21 protein-coding genes are annotated in these 21,534 nt (G+C 70.9%); 6 read left to right on the top strand and 15 right to left on the bottom strand.

Annotated features, from left to right (window positions below; all coding sequences use genetic code 11):
* Positions 1 to 18: 18 nt before the first annotated feature.
* From ACZ6S6_RS19900 to ACZ6S6_RS19890, 3 genes are all read right to left on the bottom strand, one after another.
* Positions 19 to 798, bottom strand: a complete 780-nt coding sequence (locus tag ACZ6S6_RS19900; RefSeq protein ID WP_362956169.1) for an ABC transporter permease — start codon at positions 796 to 798, stop codon at positions 19 to 21.
* Positions 795 to 1,808 carry an ATP-binding cassette domain-containing protein gene (locus ACZ6S6_RS19895; RefSeq protein ID WP_469706387.1) on the bottom strand — a complete coding sequence of 338 codons (1,014 nt, stop codon included), beginning with the start codon at positions 1,806 to 1,808 and terminating at the stop codon, positions 795 to 797. Before ACZ6S6_RS19895 ends, ACZ6S6_RS19900 begins: the two co-directional genes overlap by 4 nt.
* Positions 1,809 to 2,020: 212 nt before the next feature.
* Positions 2,021 to 2,683, bottom strand: coding sequence for a PadR family transcriptional regulator (locus tag ACZ6S6_RS19890; RefSeq protein ID WP_362956175.1), 663 nt, complete (start codon positions 2,681 to 2,683; stop codon positions 2,021 to 2,023).
* 189 nt (positions 2,684 to 2,872) lie between these two features.
* On the opposite strand from ACZ6S6_RS19890, the gene ACZ6S6_RS19885 reads away from it, so the two are divergent.
* The gene (locus tag ACZ6S6_RS19885; RefSeq protein WP_073737408.1) at positions 2,873 to 3,457 is read left to right on the top strand and encodes a sigma-70 family RNA polymerase sigma factor; all 585 of its coding nucleotides are present in this window, start codon (positions 2,873 to 2,875) and stop codon (positions 3,455 to 3,457) included.
* The gene (locus tag ACZ6S6_RS19880; RefSeq protein WP_469706386.1) at positions 3,454 to 4,233 is read left to right on the top strand and encodes an anti-sigma factor; all 780 of its coding nucleotides are present in this window, start codon (positions 3,454 to 3,456) and stop codon (positions 4,231 to 4,233) included. Before ACZ6S6_RS19885 ends, ACZ6S6_RS19880 begins: the two co-directional genes overlap by 4 nt.
* 79 nt (positions 4,234 to 4,312) lie before the next feature.
* On the opposite strand, the gene ACZ6S6_RS19875 is transcribed toward ACZ6S6_RS19880, so the two are convergent.
* From ACZ6S6_RS19875 to ACZ6S6_RS19855, 5 genes are read right to left on the bottom strand one after another with little or no spacing between them, the layout of a single operon-like run.
* Positions 4,313 to 5,119, bottom strand: coding sequence for a DUF1295 domain-containing protein (locus ACZ6S6_RS19875; RefSeq protein WP_469706385.1), 807 nt, complete (start codon positions 5,117 to 5,119; stop codon positions 4,313 to 4,315).
* Positions 5,116 to 6,483 carry a cyclopropane-fatty-acyl-phospholipid synthase family protein gene (locus ACZ6S6_RS19870; RefSeq protein WP_362956506.1) on the bottom strand — a complete coding sequence of 456 codons (1,368 nt, stop codon included), beginning with the start codon at positions 6,481 to 6,483 and terminating at the stop codon, positions 5,116 to 5,118. The genes ACZ6S6_RS19875 and ACZ6S6_RS19870 overlap by 4 nt, the downstream gene beginning before the upstream one ends.
* Positions 6,483 to 7,781 carry a class I SAM-dependent methyltransferase gene (locus tag ACZ6S6_RS19865; protein ID WP_469706384.1) on the bottom strand — a complete coding sequence of 433 codons (1,299 nt, stop codon included), beginning with the start codon at positions 7,779 to 7,781 and terminating at the stop codon, positions 6,483 to 6,485. The genes ACZ6S6_RS19870 and ACZ6S6_RS19865 overlap by 1 nt, the downstream gene beginning before the upstream one ends.
* Entirely contained in the window at positions 7,778 to 8,503 is a 726-nt protein-coding gene (locus tag ACZ6S6_RS19860; protein ID WP_469706519.1) for a DUF1365 domain-containing protein, read from the bottom strand. The genes ACZ6S6_RS19865 and ACZ6S6_RS19860 overlap by 4 nt, the downstream gene beginning before the upstream one ends.
* Entirely contained in the window at positions 8,497 to 9,771 is a 1,275-nt protein-coding gene (locus tag ACZ6S6_RS19855) for an NAD(P)/FAD-dependent oxidoreductase (protein ID WP_362956187.1), read from the bottom strand. The genes ACZ6S6_RS19860 and ACZ6S6_RS19855 overlap by 7 nt, the downstream gene beginning before the upstream one ends.
* Before the next feature lie 261 nt (positions 9,772 to 10,032).
* On the opposite strand from ACZ6S6_RS19855, the gene ACZ6S6_RS19850 reads away from it, so the two are divergent.
* The 4 genes from ACZ6S6_RS19850 (at position 10,033) to ACZ6S6_RS19835 (ending at position 14,692) form a co-directional block, all read left to right on the top strand.
* A complete protein-coding gene (locus ACZ6S6_RS19850; RefSeq protein WP_469706517.1) occupies positions 10,033 to 11,571 on the top strand; it encodes a molybdopterin-dependent oxidoreductase in 1,539 nt (512 codons plus the stop codon).
* A gap of 124 nt (positions 11,572 to 11,695) precedes the next feature.
* Positions 11,696 to 12,340 carry a fasciclin domain-containing protein gene (locus ACZ6S6_RS19845; protein WP_362956190.1) on the top strand — a complete coding sequence of 215 codons (645 nt, stop codon included), beginning with the start codon at positions 11,696 to 11,698 and terminating at the stop codon, positions 12,338 to 12,340.
* A gap of 237 nt (positions 12,341 to 12,577) precedes the next feature.
* A complete protein-coding gene (locus tag ACZ6S6_RS19840; RefSeq protein WP_362956193.1) occupies positions 12,578 to 13,021 on the top strand; it encodes an SPW repeat protein in 444 nt (147 codons plus the stop codon).
* A gap of 225 nt (positions 13,022 to 13,246) precedes the next feature.
* Positions 13,247 to 14,692 carry an FG-GAP-like repeat-containing protein gene (locus ACZ6S6_RS19835; RefSeq protein WP_362956195.1) on the top strand — a complete coding sequence of 482 codons (1,446 nt, stop codon included), beginning with the start codon at positions 13,247 to 13,249 and terminating at the stop codon, positions 14,690 to 14,692.
* Positions 14,693 to 14,732: 40 nt separating this feature from the next.
* Here ACZ6S6_RS19835 and ACZ6S6_RS19830 read toward each other — a convergent pair whose 3' ends face one another.
* The 7 genes from ACZ6S6_RS19830 to ACZ6S6_RS19800 form a co-directional block, all read right to left on the bottom strand.
* Positions 14,733 to 17,567, bottom strand: a complete 2,835-nt coding sequence (locus ACZ6S6_RS19830; RefSeq protein ID WP_362956198.1) for a DEAD/DEAH box helicase — start codon at positions 17,565 to 17,567, stop codon at positions 14,733 to 14,735.
* A gap of 44 nt (positions 17,568 to 17,611) precedes the next feature.
* Positions 17,612 to 18,520 (bottom strand): diacylglycerol kinase family protein, encoded by a 909-nt coding sequence (locus tag ACZ6S6_RS19825; RefSeq protein ID WP_469706383.1) that lies wholly within the window; start codon positions 18,518 to 18,520, stop codon positions 17,612 to 17,614.
* 18 nt (positions 18,521 to 18,538) lie between these two features.
* A complete protein-coding gene (locus tag ACZ6S6_RS19820; protein WP_469706382.1) occupies positions 18,539 to 18,703 on the bottom strand; it encodes a hypothetical protein in 165 nt (54 codons plus the stop codon).
* A gap of 770 nt (positions 18,704 to 19,473) precedes the next feature.
* Complete coding sequence (gene tatC, locus ACZ6S6_RS19815) at positions 19,474 to 20,427, bottom strand: twin-arginine translocase subunit TatC (RefSeq protein WP_362956207.1); 954 nt, start codon at positions 20,425 to 20,427, stop codon at positions 19,474 to 19,476.
* A 72-nt stretch (positions 20,428 to 20,499) separates the two neighbouring features.
* Positions 20,500 to 20,793, bottom strand: coding sequence for a Sec-independent protein translocase subunit TatA (tatA, locus tag ACZ6S6_RS19810; protein WP_362956209.1), 294 nt, complete (start codon positions 20,791 to 20,793; stop codon positions 20,500 to 20,502).
* 240 nt (positions 20,794 to 21,033) lie between these two features.
* Positions 21,034 to 21,231, bottom strand: a complete 198-nt coding sequence (locus tag ACZ6S6_RS19805; protein ID WP_363030420.1) for a hypothetical protein — start codon at positions 21,229 to 21,231, stop codon at positions 21,034 to 21,036.
* 12 nt (positions 21,232 to 21,243) lie between these two features.
* A complete protein-coding gene (locus ACZ6S6_RS19800; protein WP_362956214.1) occupies positions 21,244 to 21,522 on the bottom strand; it encodes a hypothetical protein in 279 nt (92 codons plus the stop codon).
* Positions 21,523 to 21,534 lie beyond the last annotated feature (12 nt).

Below are 21,534 nucleotides of genomic sequence, written 5' to 3'. Positions count from 1 at the left end.
GCGCCGCGCGCCGGCCGGTCAGACCGACTTCTGGTACGAGCGGAAGGTCCGGGTCGACAGCCACACGGCGACCGCGGCGAGCACCAGCAGCGCTCCCCCGCGGCTGAGCACCAGCCACCGGTCCGGCTCTGCGGTCAGCGCCGAACGGCCGGCCACCATCGCCCAGTTGACCGGGTTGAAGTCGGCGATGTGGCGCATCCACGACGGCATCTGGCTCGGGGCCATGAAGGACGAGGACAGGAAGGTCAGCGGCAGCAGCAGGAAGGTGTTGATGCCGATGATCGACTCCCGCCGGCGCACCAGCATGCCCAGGGCGTTGGAGAACGCGCCGAAGACCGTGCCGAGCAGGATCGAGGCGACGACGAGGATCAGCAGTCCGCCCGCCCCGCCGGGGTAGGTGGCGCCCGCGGCCCAGCCGAGCAGGACGATGACCAGGGACTGCGCGGCCGTGCTGATGCCGTTCTGCACGACGTTGGCGTTCATCAGGGCGTTGCGGCTGACCGGTGTCGTCAGGAAGCGGTTGAGCGTGCCGCGCTCGATCTCCTCCAGGGTGCCCATTCCGGCCCACATGCTCGATCCCAGCGCGCTCATCACGACGATGCCGGGGATCAGGTAGTCCAGATAGGACGTGGTGCCGAAGCCGCCCAGCTCGACGATCTTCTTGAAGAGGTTGCCGAACAGGAACAGCCAGATCACCGGCTGGATCAGCGAGATCACCAGGAAGACCGGCTGCCGGAGGATCGCCATCAGCTGGCGCTGGGTCATGTACCACGTCTGGGCCAGAGCCTGACCGCTCATCGGGTGCCTCCCGCGGCGGCCGGTACGTGGACGCCCCGCGAACCCGTGGACTCCGCGTCAAAGAAGCGGCGGCCGGCGTAGCGCAGATAGACGTCGTCGAGGGAGGGACGGGCGACGGTGGCGGCGGCGACGGCCGAACCGGCCCGCTCCAGGGCGCCCAGCAGCACCGGCACGGCCGCGGCTCCGTCCTCGGCGCGGACGCTGACCCGGCGGCCCTCGACCAGCACCTCGTACACGCCGGGCAGTCCGGCGAGCAGGGAGTTGACGGCGCTGCGGTCCGCCTCGGCGCGCAGCTCCAGATGGACCGCGTCGCCGCGCAGTTCGCCCTTCAGCTCGTCGGGGGTGCCCTCGACGACGATGCGGCCGCGGTCGACGATCGCGATGCGTTCGGCGAGCCGGTCGGCCTCCTCCAGGTAGTGCGTGGTGAGCACGATGGTCAGGCCCTCCTCACCGGCCAGCCGGGAGATCTCCTCCCACATCGCGGTGCGGGCCTCGGGGTCGAGACCGGTCGTCGGCTCGTCGAGGAAGAGCACCTCGGGGCGGTGGACCAGACCGAGCGCCACGTCGAGGCGGCGCCGCATACCGCCGGAGTACCCATTGACCTGGCGCTTCGCGGCGTCCGCGAGGCCGAAGCGGTCCAGCAGCTCGTCGGCGCGGTGCTGGATGGCGGCGCCCCGCATCCCGTACAGCCGGCCCTGGAGCAGCAGGTTCTCGCGGCCGGTGGCGACCGGGTCGGCGCCGGACTTCTGGGCGACCACGCCGATGGCCCCTCGGACCCGGTCCGGGTGGCGCAGGACGTCGTGCCCGGCGACCGACGCGGTGCCGGAGTCGGGGCGGGCGAGCGTGGTGAGGATCTTGACGGTGGTGGACTTTCCCGCGCCGTTGGGCCCGAGGAGCCCGAAGACGGTGCCGGGCGAGACGGTGAGGTCCATGCCGTTCAGCGCGGTGACGTCACCCGGGTAGGTCTTGATCAGCTGTCGCGCCTCTACTGCGGGCGCACGGGTGCTCATGACAGAGCTCTCCTGTGGTCGGCGGGGCACCCGGGTCTCCGGGTGCCCGGTACGCCGGTCCGTTCCGCGTGAGGAGTGCCGGGCTATCCTGGGTGTGCCGCACCTCGATCGCCTGGCCCGCCTTCACGGCATGTCCGGTCCGGGGTTCGAGACCCCGGCGGGCGCTGCTCCAACAGCACCGGCCGGGGTCTTTTCCGTTCTCCCTCTCCCCGTCACTTCCCGCGTTCGGGGTCGAGGACGATCTCCTGCTCGTCGAGGTCCTGCCAGTCCTGCGGGACCTCGCCGGTCTCGTGGAAGGACTTCCACTCCTCGATGCCGCTGATGGTGGCGTCACGGAGCTCCTCGCGGAATCCCCTGATCCATGCCAGCTGTGCCTCGATCATGTGGACCTGGTACTCGCTCTCCACGACGAAGACCCGGGGAAGCGCGCCGCCCAGCTGGCCGAGCACCCCCCGGAGCGCCGCCGCCTGCACGGCCAGCGCCTGCTCCCGGTCCGCCAGGAGCTCGGCCACCTCGTCCGGCGGCAGGACGGGAAGGAGCGACAGGGCCGTGTCGAAGGCGGGGAACTCGGCGGCCGGAACCGCGATCATGTCGGAGAGCCAGTCCAGCATCTCGGCCCGCCCGGTCTCCGTGATGCCGTAGAGCGTGCGCTCGGGGCGGTTGCCCTGTCGCTGTACGCCCGTGACCTCCACGTAGCCGTGCTTCTCCAGGTTCTGGACCACGGTGTAGAGCGAACCGAAGTTGATCTTGACGCTGTGCTGCTTGCCCCGGCGGCGCAGGGTCTGGGCGATCTCGTACGGGTGCATGGACCGCTCGGCGAGCAGCACCATCACCGTGAGCGCCAGAGGATTGCTGAGCTTGCGCCGCTTGGCCACCTTCCCCGCCGCCCTTCCTCGTCGTCGAATACTCGTGACCGAACATATCGCGAGTTTCCGGAACACGTCAACCGCGATGTATCGCGAAATCCGGGAGGCGTGGAAGGATTTCCCCCACCGACCAATCCGCACCGCCACCGGCTCCGAACCACCCCTGGAGACCGATGACCGTCCCGGGAGGAAGCCCGCGTGAAAGAAGCCGTGCACATCAGCGGACTGGCCTCGGCCGGACCCGACCTCCAGGAGCTCCTGGGAATGGTCGCCCGGGGTGATCAGGACGCTTTCGCGCAGGTGTACGAAGCGGTCTGCGGCCCGGTGCTCGGCCTCGTGAGAAGCGTCCTGCGCGACCCCGCCCAGTCGGAGGAGGTCGCACAGGAGGTGCTGGTGGAGGTCTGGCGCACCGCACCGCGCTTCCAGGCGGCCCGCGGCAGCGCCATGAACTGGGTGCTGACCCTGGCCCACCACCGGGCCGTGGACCGGGTGCGTTCGGTGGAGGCGACGACGGCCCGTGAGCACAAGGCCGCGCTGCTCGACCGCACCCCCGCCTTCGACGACGTCACCGAACAGGTGGAGAGCCGGCTGGAACGGGAGCAGGTCCGCCGCTGCATGCGGACCCTCTCGGAACTGCAAAGGGAGTCCGTCACGCTGGCGTACTACCGCGGACTGACCTACCGCGAGGTGGGAGAACTGCTGGCGGTGCCGCTCGGAACGATCAAGACTCGACTGCGCGACGGACTGATCCGGCTGCGCGACTGCCTCGGGGTGAGCGCATGAGCGACGCCGGACTTCACACACTGACCGGCGCCTACGCCCTGCACGCGCTGCCGGAGACCGAACGCCGGGAGTTCGAACGCCACCTGGGCGACTGCGAGGCCTGCTCCGTGGAGGTGCGGGAGCTGTCGGAGACGGCGACCCGGCTCGGCCTCGCCGTGTCGGCCACGCCCTCGCGGGAGCTGCGCGAGCGGGTGCTGCGGGAGATCGCGACCGTACGCCAGGAGTCGCCGTCCACCGGCCGGCGGGCCCGCTCCGGCGGAGGCGCCGGCCGGGACGGCACAGGCCGGGCCGGGCGGTGGTCGAAGTTCGCGCTGGCCGCGTGCCTGGCCGCGGCGGCCGGCTTCGGCGGCATCGCCGTCCGGCAGAACCAGGAGGCGCGGGACGCCCGGTCCGACGCCCGCGCCGCCGAGCAGCGCAGCGCGCAGGTGGCCGAGGTCATCTCGGCGCCCGACGCCCGGTCCGGTTCGGCCACCCTGAGCGACGGCGCGAAGGGCACCGTGGTGGTCTCCAGGAGCCAGGACCGGGCCGTGTTCCTCGCCTCGGGGCTGGCGCAGGCGCCCGGCGGCAAGGTCTACCAGCTGTGGTTCGACGACGGCGGCACGATGCGGTCCGCGGGCCTGATGCGGGCGACCGGCCCCTCGTCGACGACCTACGCGACCCTGCTCGACGGGCCGGTGGACGGCGCCACGGGCATGGGCGTCACGGTCGAGCCGGCGGGCGGGTCCGAGCAGCCGACCTCCGCTCCCCTGGCGCTGATGAAGCTGCCCTCGGCATGAGGCGGTGGCCGCGAGGCGCCGGGGCGTCCCGGTAGCGGGAGCCACCAGGACGCCCCGGCAACGCGGCGAGCGTGCGTGCTCAGCCCCGGCGGGGCGGCCGGGGGAAGAATCCGCTGGTCCTGGCGGTGTACGCGGCGAAGCCGGGGCGTTCGGCCATATGCCGTTCCAGCAGGGCCTTTCCGCTGCCGCCGATGAGCAGGAAGCTCATCAGCGCGGGCGCCACGACCGTGGCCGCGGCAGCCGCCGGCGCGGCACAGACGATCAGGAACAGGCCCCACCACACGCAGAAGTCGCCGAAATAGTTCGGATGCCGGGTCCAGGACCACAGGCCCCGGTCCATGATCCGCCCGCGGTTGGCCGGATCCGCCTTGAACCGGGCCAACTGGTGGTCCCCCACCGCCTCGAAGCCGAGTCCGGCCGCCCAGAGCGCGGCACCGGCCCAGGCCCAGGCCCCGGGCGGCCCCGTGACGTACCCGGCCGCCTGCACCGGCAGCGAGATCAGCCAGACCAGGGCCCCCTGGAGCAGGTACACCTTCCGCAGGGCGTACAGCGCGGGGCTGCCCGGCGCCCTGGCCACCATCGCCTCGTAGCGCGGGTCCTCGCCGTGGCCCCTGCCCCGGCGGGCGATGTGCCAGGCCAGGCGCAGCCCCCACACCGCGGTGAGCACGGTGACCAGAAGCCGTCGGGTGCCGTCTCCCCCGCCGCCGGCGGACATGGCCCAGGAGACGAGCGCCACGGCCGTGAACGCCAGGCCCCACGCGACGTCCACGACCCGGTGCACGCCCTTGCGCAGAGCGACGGCGAACGTGCCGAGCATGACAGCGAGGGCGGCGCCCGCACTGGGCGCGAGGCCCTGTGCGAACGCCGCCCAGCCGGAGCCGTTCATCCGGTGGCCCCGGCCGTCGCGCCGTCGCGGGCAGCGGGTTGCGCCGACTGGTCCTCGTACCAGCCGCGCCGGGTGGCGGGCATCCCGGCCGCACCGGTCGCCTCCGGCCGTACGGAGAGGATCTGGTCCACGCCCATCCGCCGTTCCTCGAAGGCGAGGGCGCCGCCGGCCAGGTAGAGCCGCCACACCCGTACGGTCTCCTCCCCGACCAGGTCCGCGAACTCCCGCTGGTTCAGCTCCAGGGTGCGCCGCCACGCGTCGACGGTCCGTACGTAGTGCTCGCGCAGCCCCTCGACGTCGCGCACTTCGAGGCCGGCGCCCTCCAGCAGGGCGACCGTCTCGCCGAGCGGGCGCATGTGCATGTCGGGCGCGATGTACGACTCGATGAACGCGCCGCCGCCCGGGGCTTCGCGGCCCCGGGACATCTGCTGGACCAGCACCCGCCCGCGCGGCCGGACCATGGCGTGCAGCGTCGCGGTGAAGGCGGGGTACTCCGCGTCCCCGACATGCTCGCCCATCTCGACGGTGGACACCGCGTCGTAACCGCCCTCGTGCCCCGGTGCCCGGCCGATGTCCCGGTAGTCGCAGCAGCGGACCTCGACCAGGTCGTCCAGGTTCCGTTCGGCGACCCGCGCGCGGACGTGGGCGGCCTGTTCCCGGGCGAGGGTGACGGCGGTGACGCGGACCCCGTGCCGCTGTGCGGCGTACAGGGTCAGCGATCCCCAGCCGCAGCCGATGTCGAGCAGGCGCGCCCCGGGGCGCAGGTCCAGCTTGCGGCAGATCAGTTCGAGCTTGTCGCGCTGGGCGTCGGCGGGGCCGTAACCGGGGGCGTCGCTGGTCCAGTAGCCGCAGGAGTAGGCCATCGTCTCGTCGAGGAGCAGGGCGTAGAAGGCATTGGAGAGGTCGTAGTGGTGGCTGATGGCGGCCCGGTCGCGGGACTTGCTGTGCAGGACGCCGTGGAGTCCCGCACGGGCGGCGGGGACCGGCGGCCGGGGGCCCACCGCGCCCAGGCGCAGTGCGGTGCGCGCGGCCCTCAGCCGGTCGCCGATGCCGGGCCGCGGCGGGCGCGGCCCGCGCTCGCGTACGGCGTGCCGCATCGCCCGCAGCCCTTGGGCCAGGTCTCCCTCGACATCGACGTCACCGGTGATGTATGCCTCGGCGAGGCCGAGTTCGCCCGGCGCCCAGAGCAGCCGGCGCAGCGCCCGCCGGGACCTGACGTGGACCAGGGGGCCGTCGGCGGCGCCGGTCTCGCTGCCGTCCCACATCCGGACCCGGACCGGGAGCGCGCCGCCGAGCAGTTGCTCGACGAGGGGTTCCAGTCGCTGGGCCGCGCCGGTCGTGGCCTGCTTGCCGGTAGGTGTCATCACGCGGATTCCTGACGGGTCAGCAGCAGTTGCCGCACATGGAGGTAGCCGGAGCGGAATCCCGCCTCGGAGTAAGCCAGATAGAAGGTCCACATGCGGCGGAAGGTGGCGTCGAAGCCGAGTGCGTCGACTTCCGCGGTCCGCTCCTCGAACCGTTCCCGCCACAGCCGCAGTGTCTCGGCGTAGTGCGTGCCGAAGTCGTCGCAGCGGTCGATGCGCAGGCCGGTGTGCCCGGCCGTGACCTCCGCCATGGCCTCGACGGAGGGCAGGAGTCCGCCGGGGAAGATGTACTTGTGGATCCAGGTGTAGGTGGTGCGGGAGGCGCGCATCCGGTCGTCGGGCATCGTGATGGCCTGGAGGGCGATGCGGCCGCCGGGGGCGAGCCGCTCCTCCAGGGTGCGGAAGTAGACCGGCCAGTACTCGGCGCCGACCGCCTCGATCATCTCGACGCTGACCACCGCGTCGTACTGCCCGTCGACGCTGCGGTAGTCGCAGAGCCGGACGTCGACCCGGTCCTCGTACCCGGCCTCGCCGATCCTGCGACGGGCCAGGTCCCGCTGTTCGGCGGAGAGCGTGACGGAGACGACGCGGGCCCCGCGGGCGGCGGCCCGGATCGCCAGCTCTCCCCAGCCGGTGCCGATTTCGAGGAGTTCGGTGCCGGGACCGACACCGGCCAGGTCGAGCAGCCGGTCGATCTTGCGGTGCTGGGCGGCGGGCAGCGCCTCGGCTTCCGCGGGGAAGCTGCGGAAGACGGCGGACGAGTAGCTGAGGGTCTCGTCGAGGAAGAGCGCGAAGAGTTCGTTGGACAGGTCGTAGTGGTGGCTGATGTTGTCCCGGGCGCCTTCGGGTGTGCCCAGTTGCTCCGCGGGCCGGCGTCCCGCCCAGAGTCCGCGCAGCCACTGGAGGGGCTGCGGGATCAGGCCGGCGACGTGGTCCGCGAGGACCGTCAGCACGCCCACCGGGTCGGGTGAGTCCCACTCGCCCGCCATGTACGACTCGCCGAAGCCGATCAGGCCGTTCAGCCCGATCCTGCGGAAGAGGAGGGCGGGGTCGCGGATGTCCATCAGGGGGCCGCCGAGTCCGATGTCCTGCTGTCCGGCGAGGCGGGCGCGGAGCGGGAGCCCGGCCAGTGCGTGGCGGACGAGCCGTTCGGCGACGGCGGTCCGCAGCCGGGACGCGCGGGGCGGCCGCGCGACGTCCGGCCAGCGCTCGGGGTCGGTGGCCGGGGCGTGCGCCGGGGGCGGGGTGACGGGGTACGGGGCGGCGGGGGACGGGGAGTGGGACGTGGACACGCTCACCGCATTCCTTCCTGAGTGGTGTGGCGGGGACGGGACCGCACGGGCAGTCCGCGCAGCAGGAGGCGGATTCCGTGCAGCCGGATGGCGACCGAGACGACCGCTGTGGACCAGGGGTGGCGCAGCGCGAGCCGGAGCAGTACGCGCGGGGTCGCCGGGCGTCGCACGCCGCGCACGGTGGCGGTGAAGGGCCGCATGCCGGCCCGTTCCAGGTGCACCGCCAGTTCGAGCCGGGGGCCGGGCTCGGGCAGTCGCATCCGGTAGGCGCCGTCGACGCCGAAGAACGGCGACACATAGAACTCCTTGCCGGTGGAGGCCCGGCCGGCGGCGTCCGGGCGCAGCAGGTAGCAGTGGCGTTCGCCGTAGGTGTTGTGCACCTCGGCGACCGTGCAGAGGGGGGTGCCGTCGGCGCGGCGGCACCAGTAGACGGTCAGCGGGTTGAAGACGTGGCCGAACACCCGGGCCTGGGTGAGCATCCGCACGGTTCCGTCGGCGAGGTCGACTCCGTTCGCGGCCAGGAACCGGCTCAGACCGGCCCGGATGGTCGGGGCCGTGCCGCCGAAGTGGTCGCGCGCGTCGAAGCCGGCCAGGAGGCGCAGGGCGGCGGGGAGCGGCGGCGGCCCGTCCGGGTCGATCAGCCACAGGTAGGTGCGGTGCCGGAAGGCGTACGTGACGGGCGCGGACCGTACATGGGCGATGGTGCAGGGGTAGAGGGCGTTCACCAGTGCACCCCCAGGGCTCTGGCCGCGTCCGCCCCCGAGCGGCAGCCGTCCTCGTGGAAGCCCCAGCCGTGGTACGCCCCCGCGTAGGCGGTGAGCGGGCCGGACAGCGCGGGCAGCCGGGCCTGTGCGGCCACCGACTCCGGGGTGTGGACGGGGTGTTCGTACAGCATGCGGGCGCGGACCAGGCCGGGGGCGACGCGGTCGGCGCCGTTCAGCGTGACGACGAAGGTCTCGGGGGCGTCGAGCCGCTGGAGCCGGTTCATGTCGTAGCTCACGGTGACGTGCTCGGGGCTCGCGGTGCAGGACGGCATCAGGTAGTTCCAGGAGGCGCGGGCGCCGCGGGCCCGCGGCAGCAGCCGGGTGTCGGTGTGCAGGAGCGTGGGGTTGCGGGAGTAGCGGAACGCGCCGAGGGTGTCGCGTTCCTCGTCCGTGGGGTCGGCGAGCAGCCGGAGCGCCTGTTCGGGGTGGGTGGCGATGACGACGGAGTCGAACTGCTCGGTGGTGTCGTCCGCGGTGGTGATCTCCACGCCGTCGGGGTGGCGGCGCACGGCACGGACCGGGGTCGCGGTGCGGACGGCGCCGAGCTGTTTGACGACCCGTTCGACGTAGGCGCCCGATCCGCCGGTGACGGTCCGCCACACCGGGGAGTCGCCGACCGAGAGCAGCCCGTGGTGGTCGAGGAAGCGGAAGAGGTAGCGGGCGGGGCAGCGCATCGCGGTCACCGGGTCGCAGGACCAGACGGCGGAGACGAGGGGGGTCAGGAAGTGGGCGGTGAAGTACGGGGAGAAGCGGCCGCGGGCGGCGAACTCGCCGAGCGTCATGGTGTCCGCGTCGGGTCCGCCGTCCGCCAGGAGGCGCCGGGCGGACCAGTGGAAGCGGGGCACCGCCGCCAGCATCCGCAGATAGGCCGGATCGCGGGCGGCCCGCGGCCGGGCGAGGAGGCCTGCCGGACCGCGGGCGCCCGCGTACTGCAGTGCGCAGCCCTCGCACCGCACGGACATGCTCATCTCCGACTCCTGTGTGGCGACGCCGAGTTCCGCGAAGAGCCGCAGCAGGTGCGGGTAGGTGCGCCGGTTGTGCACGATGAACCCGGAGTCCACGTGGTGGACGCGGCCGTCCGACGCGGGGAGCTCGTGGGTGTGCGCGTGGCCGCCCACCCGGTCGTCCGCCTCGAACAGCGTCACGTCGTGGGCCGTCCGCAGGACGTGGGCGGCGGTCAGCCCCGCCACCCCGCTCCCCACCACGGCTGTCCGTCGCCGCATCCCTGTCATACCGCTCCCTCCGGCACCCGCCCCGTTCACCCCTCCTTCGGATTCCGGAGGAGCGGCGGACGCCTGTCGGAGGTGATTCGTCACAGGTCGCGCCGTGGATTGGCCGTGATCCGCTCTCATCCATTCGGGTGATGGAGCAATCCGTCGGGCGTCCGGCGACGAATCCCCGGTGTGAGCGAAGATCAGAACGATGCGCAGGACGGGGCCCACGGGTCCCGGCGGTCCCGCTGGGCGCGTGCTCTGTTCGCCGCGCTCAGCGGTCTGATCGCCGGGTTCAGCGCCCTGGCCGTGGCCGAGCTGGTGGCGGCGGTCATCCGTCCCGAGGCGGGTCCGATCACGGCGGTGGGCGGTGCGGTCATCGACCGCACTCCCCCGGCGCTGAAGGACTTCGCCATCCGGCATTTCGGCACCAACGACAAGCTGGTCCTGGAGCTGGGCATCCTGGTTCTCCTGGCGGCCTTCGCCGTGGTGGTCGGAGTACTGGCACTGCGGCACCGGGTGACCGGCTCGGCCGCCGTACTGGTCTTCGGTGTGGTCGGGGCGGTCGCCGCGGTGGGCCGGCCGGAGGGCCGGCCCGCCGACGCGCTGCCCTCGGTGGTGGGTGCCGTACTGGCCGCAGGGGTCCTGTATCTCCTGGTCGGACGGCTCACACCGGCTCCCGGTCCCTCCCCAGCGGCTGGCGAAAGGGGCGGGGAGCCCGTATCCGGCACCTTCGACCGGCGGGGCTTCGTCATCGCGGCGAGCGCCGCGGCGGCGGCCTCGGCCGGCGCCGGCCTGCTGGGGCGGCGGCTCACCTCCGCCGTTCAGGCCGGGGCCACCGCCTCACGGCACGACCTGGTGCTGCCGGTGCCCGCCTCGGCGGCGCCGGCCATGCCGGCGGGCGCCGATCTGAGGATCCGGGGACTGGGCTCGTTCGTCACGCCGAACAAGAGCTTCTACCGGGTGGACACGGCCCTGGTCGTGCCGCGCATCGACGCGAACGACTGGAAGCTGAGGATCCACGGGAAGGGCGTGAAACGCCCGGTGACGCTCAGCTTCAAGGACCTGCTGCGCCGCGAGATCATCGAGCGCGACATCACCCTGACCTGCGTGTCCAACGAGGTGGGGGGACCGTATGTCGGCAACGCCCGGTGGATCGGTGTGCGGCTGGCCGATCTGCTGCGCGAGGCCGGGGTGAGGCCGCCGTCCCGCGGCGGTCCCGCCAACCAGATCATCACGCGCTCGGTGGACGGCATGACCATCGGCACCCCGGTCGAGACGGTCATGGACGGGCGCGACGCGATGCTCGCCCTCGGCATGAACGGTGAGCCGCTGCCCTTCGAGCACGGCTTCCCGGTCCGGATGGTCGTTCCCGGCCTGTACGGATATGTATCGGCCTGCAAGTGGATGAAGGACATCGAGCTCACCACGTTCGACGACTACGACGCCTACTGGGTCAAGCGGTCCTGGTCCCAGCAGGCCCCCATCAAGACCGAGTCCCGGATCGACACCCCCCGCCCGTTCGCCTCCCCGAAGGCCGGCACGATCCCGGTCGCCGGGGTCGCCTGGGCCCAGCACCGCGGGATCTCGCGGGTCGAGGTCCGGGTGGACGGCGGCGCGTGGCACCCTGCGCGGCTGGCGGCCGAGGACAGCCGGGACACCTGGCGCCAGTGGGTGTGGGAGTGGCCGGCCACCTCCGGCAACCACACCCTTGAGGTCCGGGCGACGGACCGCACCGGCGCCACCCAGACCGGCAAACGGGTCGGCACGGTGCCCAACGGGGCGACCGGCTGGCACTCGGTGGTCGTCGACGTGTCCTGAACGGACACCGCCGCTTCGGCTTCCCCACCCGCACCGCGCACGGAGCACGGCCGCCGGCTCCCACACCTTCCCCCCTTCGCTGAACGTAATCATTCCGTCACCCGGTTCGATCCAGGAGAACGTCATGAACACCCTCTACGTCCGCCGCGCCGCCCTCGCCGTGTCGGCGGCAGCGGTACTCCCGCTCGCCCTCACGGCCTGCTCCAGCGATTCCAAGGACAGCGCGTCCGGCTCCGCCGGCAGCTCGGCCAAGGCATCGGCCACCGCTTCCGCCGACGACTCGATGAGCATGGACAAGCCCTTCGGGCCGGGCTGCGCGTCCGTGCCGAAGAGCGGTTCGGGCTCCTTCGACGGCATGGCGAAGGACCCGGTCGCCACGGCAGCCTCGAACAACCCGGCGCTCTCCACCCTCGTCACCGCGGTGACGAAGGCCGGTCTGGTCGACACCCTGAACAACGCGCGGAACATCACGGTGTTCGCCCCGACCAACGACGCCTTCGCGAAGATCCCGAAGGCCGACCTGGACAAGCTGCTGGCGGACAAGGCCGAGCTGACCAAGGTGCTCACCTACCACGTGGTGGGCGAGAAGCTGATGCCGAAGCAGTTGGAGAAGGGCTCCTTCGAGACCCTGGAGAAGGGCGAGCTGACGACGTCGGGTTCGGACATGACGTACACCGTGAACGACTCCTCGAAGGTCGTCTGCGGCAACGTCCCGACCGCCAACGCGACGGTCTACATCGTCGACTCGGTCCTGATGCCCCCGAAGTAGCGTGCCACCGCGGGACGGGGCGCGCTCCCCCGACAACCCGACGGGGCCGGGTGCAGCGCACACCGGATCCGGTGGCCCTGGCCTGGCGGCTGGACGGCCGGCGGACCGATGCGATTCCTGCCGAAATTCAGCCGCCCCAAAACTACACATAAGGCACAAGTAAGAGCAGAATGGCATAGCAGGCCGCTCATCGCACAAGGCGTGTCCTGGCCTGCGGGAGCGAAGGAGACGAACCTCATGTCAAACGTCTCGCATGCCGGCCGTGACTTGGCCGGACACCCCGATGCCTCCGAAATGCGTGATCGTTACGCCCGCGTGATGGGTGGCCGCGATGTGGCGCTCGTGGACGGACCGGTGTTCCTGGTCGGCCTGTACTGCGCCATCTCGCCCTGGGTGCTGCACTTCACGACGAGCCAGACCACCCTGGTGAACCACAACCTGATCATGGGTATCGCGATCGCCGTGCTGGGTCTCGGGTTCACCGTGATGCCGCAACGGATGTATGGCCTGAGCTGGGCCATCTGCGCCATGGGCGCCTGGATGATCGTCTCGCCCTGGATAGTGGGCAGCAGCCCGGACATGGGCGTCGTGCTCAACAACGTCATCATCGGCGGCCTGACCGTCCTCCTGGGGCTGATCTGCACAGGAGCGTCGTTGAGGAGCAGCCGACGCCGGTCGTAGACCGGCGCCCGACGTGCTGTGACGGCCTGCACCGTGGATCGTTCACGGTGCGGGCGTCCGCGTGCCCGGAAGATGACGCGCGAGACACCCAAACTCTCCGGGAGGCCGGCGGGACGACCGCAACTATTCATCCCCCTCACGGGTCTTGTGGGTTGAAGGCAGCGGCCGGCGCCCTCCGGGGCGGCCGGCGGCGCCACTCGGGAACACAAGGGCGGGAGTGGGCATATGGCGCGGCATCTGATGGCGTGTACGGCTCTGGCGACAGCTGTGGCGGCGGGGGCCCTGGTGGCACCCGCCGCCTTCGCCGCACCGGGTCACGGGGCGGCGGGTGCGTCGCAGAATCCGCGCGGGGCGGCCGCCTCCGCGCCGGGCGACGTGGACGGGGACGGGTTCGGCGACCTCGCCGTCGGCGCCCCGGAAGGCACCGTCGCCGGGTACGCGAAGGCGGGCTACGTGTCCCTCGTGTACGGCACCGGCCAGGGCATCCGGGTCACCCGGCACAAGGGCATCACCCAGGACACGGCCGGAATTCCGGGTGTACCGGAGGCCGGTGACCGGTTCGGGTCCTCGGTGGCCATGGGCGACGTGGACGGCGACGGGTACACCGACCTGGTGATCGGTTCGGGCGGCGAGGCCATCGGGACCGTGGCGGGCGCGGGCGCCGTGACGATCGTCTTCGGGGCCAAGGGCGGACTGAGCGGTGACGCCATCGCGTTCCACAATCCGAAGCCGGCCGCGCGCGAGGGGTTCGGCGACAATCTGACGGTCGGCGACTTCGACCACGACGGACGGGACGACATCGCGGTCTCCACCGGGACGAAGGTGAACGTCGTACGCGGTGCGAGCGATCTGCGGGACATCGACGAACCGGCGATGACCGCGTTCGCCCCGCCCGGCGGCGGCGCCGGGATGGGACCGATCGCCTCGGGCGACATCAACGGCGACGGCTACACGGACCTGGTCACGCAGGCCTACTTCGACGACGGGGCCGACGAGGGGACCCTGGCCGTGCTGCCGGGTTCGGCGCAGGGCCTGAAGACGGCGCCGATCGGCCGGACAGGGCTGCCCTTCACCGGCTACAGCGTCGTGACCGGCGACATCACGGGCGACGGCCGCGACGACGTGGTCGTGGACACCACCGGTTCCGACGGCCCCGACGAGTTCCTGCTGCGCATGTTCCCGGGCACCGCCGCCGGGCTGGGCGCGGGTGTGCCCTACGGCGGCGCCGTGGAACCGGGCACCGCGGGCGTCCTCGCCGACACTGACGGCGACGGGCACGCCGACCTGGTGACCGCCGTGGTCGGCGAGCCGGACTCCGACGGCATCCAGAACGCGGGGGCGCTGACCGTCGTACCGGGGACGGCGACCGGGCTGGACGCGGCCCGCGCCCGGAAGCTGACTCTGGACTCACCCGGGGTGATGGGAGTGATGGAGGGCAACGACCAGTTCGGGCAGTCGGTGACGGCCGGGGACTTCGACGCGGACGGCCGTGCGGACCTGGCGGTCGGCGCGCCCGGCAAGTATCTGGCGACGGGAGCGGTGAGCGTCATCCCGGGCTCGGCGACCGGACCGACCGGGGTGGGCTCGATCCTCTTCACCCCGGAGTCGCTGGATCACCCGGCCGTGAAGGCGCGCTTCGGCTCAGCCGTCGGAGCGGCGACCACCCGCTGACGACGGCCCACGCGAGGGGGCGGGCCGCGGCCGGCCCGCCTCACCCCACAGAGCTGTAGGCCACCACTCCCCGCAACACCTCATCAACCGCCTTTCGCGCATTCCGCCCCACCGAACTGCCCTCGCGCGGAGCCGCGGCCGCCACCTGCCCCAGCACATCGATCACCTGCTTGCACCACCGTACGAAGTCCCCCGCCGGCATCTCCGCCTCGCGCAGCACCTCGTCCAGCGTCCGGCCGGACGCCCACATGTACACCGCCCAGGCGAAGCCGAGGTCGGGTTCGCGCTGTCCGACCCCCTCCGCCTGGTTGATCTTGAAGTCCTCCTCCAGGGCATCGAGCCGCCCCCAGATCCGGACCATCTCGCCCATCGCGGTCTTCGCCGGCCCGGACGGCAGCTTGGGCGCCACCGCGTCATCGGCCTGCCGTGCCTCGAACACCAACGCCGAAACGCACGCGGCGAGTTCGGCAGGGTTCAGCCCCTCCCACACACCCGCCCGCAGGCACTCGCTCGCCAGCAGGTCCAGCTCGCCGTACAGCCGGGCCAGCCGCCGCCCGTGCTCGGTGACCTCGCTGCCCCGCAGATAGTCGAGCTCGGTGAGCAGGGCCACGATCCGGTCGAAGGTCCGGGCGATCGTGTTGGTGCGCCCCTCGATGCGGCGCTCCAGCTGCTGGGTGTCCCGCTGCAGCCTATGGTACCGCTCGGCCCACCGCGCGTGGTCCTCTCGCTCGTCGCACCCGTGGCAGGGGTGGGCGCGCAACTCGGCCCGGTAGCGCGCGATCTCGCGGTCGTCGGCGGCGGGGGACCGCTCCTTGCGGTGCCGGTCCGGCACGATGTGGCCGGCCTTGGTGCGCAGCGCGGACGCCAGATCGCGGCGCGACTGCGGCGAGCGCGGGTTGAACGACTTCGGGACGCGCATCCGCTCCAGCGCCTCCACCGGCACCGGGAAGTCGATCGAGGCCAGCCGCTTGACCTGCCGTTCGGCCGTCAGCACCAACGGCCGCGGCCCGTCGTGGTATTCGAGCCCGCGGTGTCCGTGCCCGTTGGTCCGCCCGGCGGGCAGCCCGGGGTCCAGGACGAGCGCCAGTCCGGCGAACTTCCCGGTCGGCACATGGATGACGTCGCCGGGCTTGAGCTTCTCCAGGGACGCCGCCGCCGCGGCCCGCCGCTGCGACGCACCGTGTTTGGCGAGCTCCGTCTCCCGGTCCTTGAGTTCGCGGCGCAGCCGCGCGTACTCCTCGAAGTCACCGAGGTGGCAGGTCATTCCCTCCTTGTAGCCCTCCAGGCCCTCCTCGTTCTTCTGGACCTGGCGGGAGATCCCGACCACCGACCGGTCCGCCTGGAACTGGGCGAACGAGGTCTCCAGCAGCTCCCGCGAGCGGTGCTTGCCGAACTGCTGCACCAGGTTCACGGCCATGTTGTAGGAGGGGCGGAAGCTGGAGCGCAGCGGATACGTACGCGTACCCGCGAGTCCGGCCAGCGCTCCCGGGTCCATGCCGCGCTGCCAGAGCACCACCGCGTGGCCCTCGACGTCGATCCCGCGCCGCCCGGCCCGGCCCGTCAACTGGGTGTACTCGCCGGGGGTGATGTCCGCGTGCTGCTCGCCGTTCCACTTGACGAGCTTCTCCAGGACCACGGAGCGGGCGGGCATGTTGATGCCGAGCGCCAGCGTCTCCGTGGCGAAGACCGCCTTCACGAGCCCGCGTACGAAGAGCTCCTCGACGACCTCCTTGAAGGTCGGCAGCATCCCGGCGTGGTGCGCGGCGATGCCCCGCTCCAGGCCTTCGAGCCATTCGTAGTAGCCGAGGACGTGGAGGTCCTCGGTGGGGATGGACGCCGTTCGCTCCTCGACGATCTCCCGCACCAGCCGGCGCTTGTCCTCGTCGTTGAGCCGGAGTCCGGCGTGCAGGCACTGCTGCACGGAGGCCTCGCAGCCGGCCCGGCTGAAGATGAACGTGATGGCGGGCAGCAGCCCCTCGGCGTCCAGCCGGTCGATGACCTCGGGCCTCGACGGCGTCCAGATCCGGCTGCGCTGGCGCCGCTCCCGCTCGCGGTCCGCCTCGCGCACCATCTTTCCGCGCCTGCGCTCGCGCGGGTTGTATCCGCGCTGGTTCTCCATGCGGGCGAGCCGGACGAGGTCGGGGTTGACCTCACGGCGTCCGACACCGCGGCCGCCGTGGTCGCTCTCCTCCTCGAAGAGGTCGTACATCCGGCGGCCGGCCAGCACATGCTGCCAGAGCGGCACCGGCCGGTGCTCGGAGACGATCACGGCGGTGTCGCCGCGGACGGTGTCCAGCCAGTCGCCGAACTCCTCGGCGTTGGACACAGTCGCCGACAGTGACACCAGTGTCACGGACTCGGGCAGGTGGATGATCACTTCCTCCCACACCGCGCCCCGGAAGCGGTCGGAGAGGTAGTGCACCTCGTCCATCACCACATAGCCGAGGCCGACCAGCGCCTGGGAGCCCGCGTACAGCATGTTCCGCAGGACCTCGGTGGTCATGACGACCACCGGGGCATCGGCGTTGACGCTGTTGTCGCCGGTGAGCAGGCCCACCTTGTCCGCGCCGTAGCGCTTGGCCAGGTCGGCGAACTTCTGGTTGGAAAGGGCCTTGATCGGCGTGGTGTAGAAGCACTTGCGGCCCTGCTCCAGGGCGAGGTGCACGGCGAATTCGCCGACGATCGTCTTGCCCGAGCCGGTCGGGGCCGCGACGAGCACGCCCTTGCCGGCCTCCAGCGCCCCGCAGGCCTCGATCTGATAGGGGTCCAGATCGAATTCGTACATCTCGCGGAACGGTCCGAGCGCGGTCGCCTGCTCGGCGGCTCGGATCCGGGAAGCCTGGTATCGCTCAGCTGGTGAGAGGTCCTCTGTCATCTTGTCCACGAGCCTACCCGCCGCCTCTGACAGTGACGCGATCTTTAATTCGCCGCGGCTGAACCGGCCCCGAGCACCCTGGCGGCGCCCCGTACGCAGGTGGCGGTCAGCGGCAGAGCGCCGAGCGGTTCACCGTCCGCGTACGCGGTGACACCGACGGCTTCGAGCGTGATCGAGGAGACCCGGTGCACGGTGACGACCGGGTGCCCGAGATGGGTGCCCTTGTAGACCTTGGGGAAGACCTTGAGCAGGGTGGTGCGGCTGCAGTCGCCGACGACGGTCACGTCGAACAGCCCGTCGTCCATGACGGCGTCCGCACAGATCCGCATGCCGCCGCCGTACGTCGATCCGTTGCCCACGGCTATGAGCGTCGCCGTCGTCTCCCGGACCGGGCCGCCGTCGAGGCTCATGCGGTACGCGATGGGCTTGAACGCGGCGAGTTCGGCGAGGATCGCCAGGTCGTACTTGAAGCGGCCGCCGGCCCAGCGCATCCGGTTGCCGCGGTCGTTGACCCGGGAGTCGAAGCCGGAGGCGAGCACGGACCCGAACCACCGGTCGCCGACCAGGCCGAGGTCGATCTCCTGGACGACGCTCCCCTTGAGCGCCTCGGCGGCCAGCCGGCCGGCCGCGGCCGGATCCCGTATCGGCAGCCCGAGTGCGCGGGCGAAGTCGTTCCCGGTGCCGACTGCGACGACGCCGAGCGGTGTCCGTGTCCCGGCGACGGCCTGGAGGGCGAGGGACATCATCCCGTCCCCGCCGACGGCGATCAGCGCGCCGGTCCCCCCGGCGACCGCCTCGCGCGCCCGGCGCAGCGCGTCGTCGGCATCCGCACCGAGGACCGTACGGACGGAGAATCCGGCGTCCCGCAACGCGGAAGCGGCCGGCTGCGCGGCGTGCGCGCCCCGGCCGCGTCCTGCGGTGGGATTGACGAAGAGGGTGATCTCGCTGGTCACCCGGGGGACCCTACAAGGTCAGGTGTTGTCGTCGTAACCGTCGCGCAGCGAGGACCGTCCGCAGTCCCGTCCCCCGTCGGCCCGGCCGGGCACGGTGGGCGACGCCGATGCGTGCTCCATGTCGCCGATGTCCTCGGGGGTGAGGTCGAGCCGCGAGGTGTCGTCGTCGAGGCCGGCTGACATCGGACCATCATCAGCCGACAGCGGCCCGCCCTCGGGACGGGCCGCCGCTCTCGTGCGAGACGCGGATCAGGCGACGGCCTCAGCCGTTATTGCTGAGCCACGGGCTCGTCGAACACTCGTCGTCACCGATGCTCGCGACACAGGCTGTGACCTTGATGCGGCTCCCCTTACCTCCAAGGGCATTCGTGCTGCTGGCCTCATAGAAGTCCTTGTCACACTTTGCCCAGTCACCCGACCCGCGGTCGCTCGTGCGCTTACCACTTCGGTACGAATGCCACGTACCACTGGAGTTACGAATTTCGTTCTGCCACTTGGCGTAGACAGAGTAACCGTCAAGGGAATTGACCCTGATGTAGATCACATCACCGTAAGGCTGAAAGCACCCAGTGGCACCCGTAATTTCAGTGATACAGGTTCCACGGCTCGGGGCCCCACTGGGCACACCCTTGTTCGTCTCCTCAGCCGCAACCGCGGGATTACTCATCGCTACGAAGAGCGCACCACCTGCGGCGAGCGTCACGAACGCCGACCTCAACCCACTACGACGCGTTCTGAAGTTCCCCCCCTGGAATTGAACACGACGGGCCCTCCACATATCTCGCGTCGTGAAGGTCCCGCGAAAACCAGGCAAAAAGTATTCACTCCGCCCTTCACTCACAAGGTGATTTTCGGCAACCCCCGGCAGGATCGCCACCCCTCCCTCATGGCATGCCGAGAGGAGGCCACCTTGTGTCCGGTGACCTCCTCTCGGCATGCCGTGAAGCAGCGCCCTACGTCACGTCGTCATACCCATTCGCGGGCGAGCGTTCACCGGTTGCCTGCTCGGGGAAGTCCCGACTCCCGCCGACCGGCTCGACCGCACCCACGTCCTCCGGCGTGACGTCCAAGTCGGAGGCTTCATCGTCAGCAGGCCCCTCGGCGCGACGACGAGCGCGACGACGATCGTTCGCCAACGCAATGCCCGCAGCCCCGAAGTACAGCACCCAGATGGGACCCGCAAGCGCCAGCATAGAAATCGGGTCGGTGCTCGGAGTGGCAATTGCCGCGAAGAGCGTAATACCCATGATCATGCCGCGCCACCAGCCGATCAACTTCTTCCCCGAAAGGACACCACCGAAGTTCAGCATCACCAGAAGAAGCGGAAGCTCGAAGGCAAGGCCGAATACCAGGATCATCCGCATGATCAGCTGAAGGAGCCCGTCAAGGGGAAGCTGGTTGTCGCTTCCGATGAGCGAGAATTCCAGCATCACGGAAGCCATCTTCGGCAATGACCAGTAGGCAAAATACGCACCCATGACAAACAAGGGGAAGCCCGCACCCACGAAGCTGAGTGCATATTTCTTCTCGTGGCGGTGGAGTCCCGGGGCGAGAAATCCCCAAAGCTGGTAGAGCCAAACCGGAGACGCCAGCACTGCACCCGACGAGAACGAGACCGTGAGGGCCAGCGTGAAGGGGCTCAGCAGGCCGTTCTGTACGATACGCGCACAGTGCGCTTCACTGGACGCCTTGGCCAGGTCGGAGAAACTGTGGTCGCATCCCACCTCGCTGAGAATGGGGTTCGTGAAGAACTCCATAATGTCCTTGTAGAAGAAGACGGCGATGGTGCTGGCAACAACCATCGCCAACAGGCTCTTGACGAGCCGGTTGCGCAGTTCACGCAGGTGATCCGCGAGCGCCATCCGCCCTTCGGGATCCTTCTCCTGTTTGCGGGCAGACTTGAGCAACCCACGTCCTCATCTCGTGCTCAGGCCGACGCCCAGGGCCGGCCTTCGATCAGCTCTTGAGCAGTGCCCGGCTCAGCTCTGCGACTGGTTGGACTTCTCCGCCGACACGGGACGCGAGCTGGTCACGTCGCCGGGCGACGCCTGGATGGTACGCGGCACCGACCCCTCCTGCTCGTCCTTCGGCGGGTCCGACGGAGCCGCCGCGGTGTTGCCGCCCTCGCCCTTCATCGCCTTCGCCTCGCTCTTGAGGATGCGGGCGGACTTGCCCAGCGAACGCGCCATGTCGGGGAGCTTCTTCGCGCCGAACAGCAGAACGATCACTACGAGGATCAGGATGATCTCGGGGGCACCGAGCTTTCCGAACATATCCGTTTACCTTCTTCGCTGAGGCAGCAGGGGCGGGCTACAGGTCCGCCCGGACCTGTGTCGGGGGGTCGCGCCGACAGGGATGGTATCCCGCGGGGGTAAACATCGGGCAATGCCTGCCCGTACTCCCACTTGCGGCCCGAGCCTCACTCCGGGCCATGCGCACGAGCCTACCCGCCGCACCTGTCAGGCCGAAAGGCCATGGCGGTAAAGCGCTTTCATGCGTACCCGCCGGAGAAGTCAGAACGCGTCCCCGCCGGCCTCGGCGACTCCCACCGCCGCACGCTCGAGATCCTCCGCCGCACGGTTGATACTCCGCGTCGTGTCGGCGACCTGGCGCCCCAGGCGCTGGGCCTCGGCGAACACTCTGATGGCCAGTACGCCGAGCACGGCGATCCCGAGGAATCCCAGGGCGATGGCGAGCATGGGCCAGAACATGCGCAGAACCTCTCAGGAGTCGGTGTGCAGGCGCAGCGTCCGGACGCCGCCGTCGGTGAGGAGCTCGACTATCCGCTCCCCCGCGGGTCTGCGGACGGCGGCGTCGCAGTCGGGGCAGGTGAAGGAGTAGAACGTCGTCCGGCTGGTGGCGCCGATCGCGAGCCGGATGGCGCCCGCCGCCAGCTCGAACCGTGCGCGGCAGTCCGGGCAGGCGGCCCTGAACCGTACGGACTCGGGAACGACGACGGTCGGGACGGAAGAGACGTCCGACACCACAGACAGGTTGCTCATATCTCCTCCGGT

The organism is Streptomyces sp. NPDC048671 (genome assembly GCF_055587045.1).
Note: the sequence above shows the minus strand (reverse complement) of the source record. Positions and strands in the feature narration are given on the sequence as shown.

Excerpts from the sequence above, each read along its gene's own strand:
- ACZ6S6_RS19900 (WP_362956169.1), bottom strand. The coding sequence starts at position 798 with ATGAGCGGTCAGGCTCTGGCCCAGACGTGGTACATGACCCAGCGCCAG.
- ACZ6S6_RS19895 (WP_469706387.1), bottom strand. The coding sequence starts at position 1,808 with ATGAGCACCCGTGCGCCCGCAGTAGAGGCGCGACAGCTGATCAAGACC.
- ACZ6S6_RS19880 (WP_469706386.1), top strand. The coding sequence starts at position 3,454 with ATGAGCGACGCCGGACTTCACACACTGACCGGCGCCTACGCCCTGCAC.
- ACZ6S6_RS19875 (WP_469706385.1), bottom strand. The coding sequence starts at position 5,119 with ATGAACGGCTCCGGCTGGGCGGCGTTCGCACAGGGCCTCGCGCCCAGT.
- ACZ6S6_RS19870 (WP_362956506.1), bottom strand. The coding sequence starts at position 6,483 with ATGACACCTACCGGCAAGCAGGCCACGACCGGCGCGGCCCAGCGACTG.
- ACZ6S6_RS19855 (WP_362956187.1), bottom strand. The coding sequence starts at position 9,771 with ATGACAGGGATGCGGCGACGGACAGCCGTGGTGGGGAGCGGGGTGGCG.
- ACZ6S6_RS19845 (WP_362956190.1), top strand. The coding sequence starts at position 11,696 with ATGAACACCCTCTACGTCCGCCGCGCCGCCCTCGCCGTGTCGGCGGCA.
- ACZ6S6_RS19840 (WP_362956193.1), top strand. The coding sequence starts at position 12,578 with ATGTCAAACGTCTCGCATGCCGGCCGTGACTTGGCCGGACACCCCGAT.
- ACZ6S6_RS19835 (WP_362956195.1), top strand. The coding sequence starts at position 13,247 with ATGGCGCGGCATCTGATGGCGTGTACGGCTCTGGCGACAGCTGTGGCG.
- ACZ6S6_RS19830 (WP_362956198.1), bottom strand. The coding sequence starts at position 17,567 with ATGACAGAGGACCTCTCACCAGCTGAGCGATACCAGGCTTCCCGGATC.
- ACZ6S6_RS19820 (WP_469706382.1), bottom strand. The coding sequence starts at position 18,703 with ATGTCAGCCGGCCTCGACGACGACACCTCGCGGCTCGACCTCACCCCC.
- tatA (WP_362956209.1), bottom strand. The coding sequence starts at position 20,793 with ATGTTCGGAAAGCTCGGTGCCCCCGAGATCATCCTGATCCTCGTAGTG.
- ACZ6S6_RS19805 (WP_363030420.1), bottom strand. The coding sequence starts at position 21,231 with ATGTTCTGGCCCATGCTCGCCATCGCCCTGGGATTCCTCGGGATCGCC.
- ACZ6S6_RS19800 (WP_362956214.1), bottom strand. The coding sequence starts at position 21,522 with ATGAGCAACCTGTCTGTGGTGTCGGACGTCTCTTCCGTCCCGACCGTC.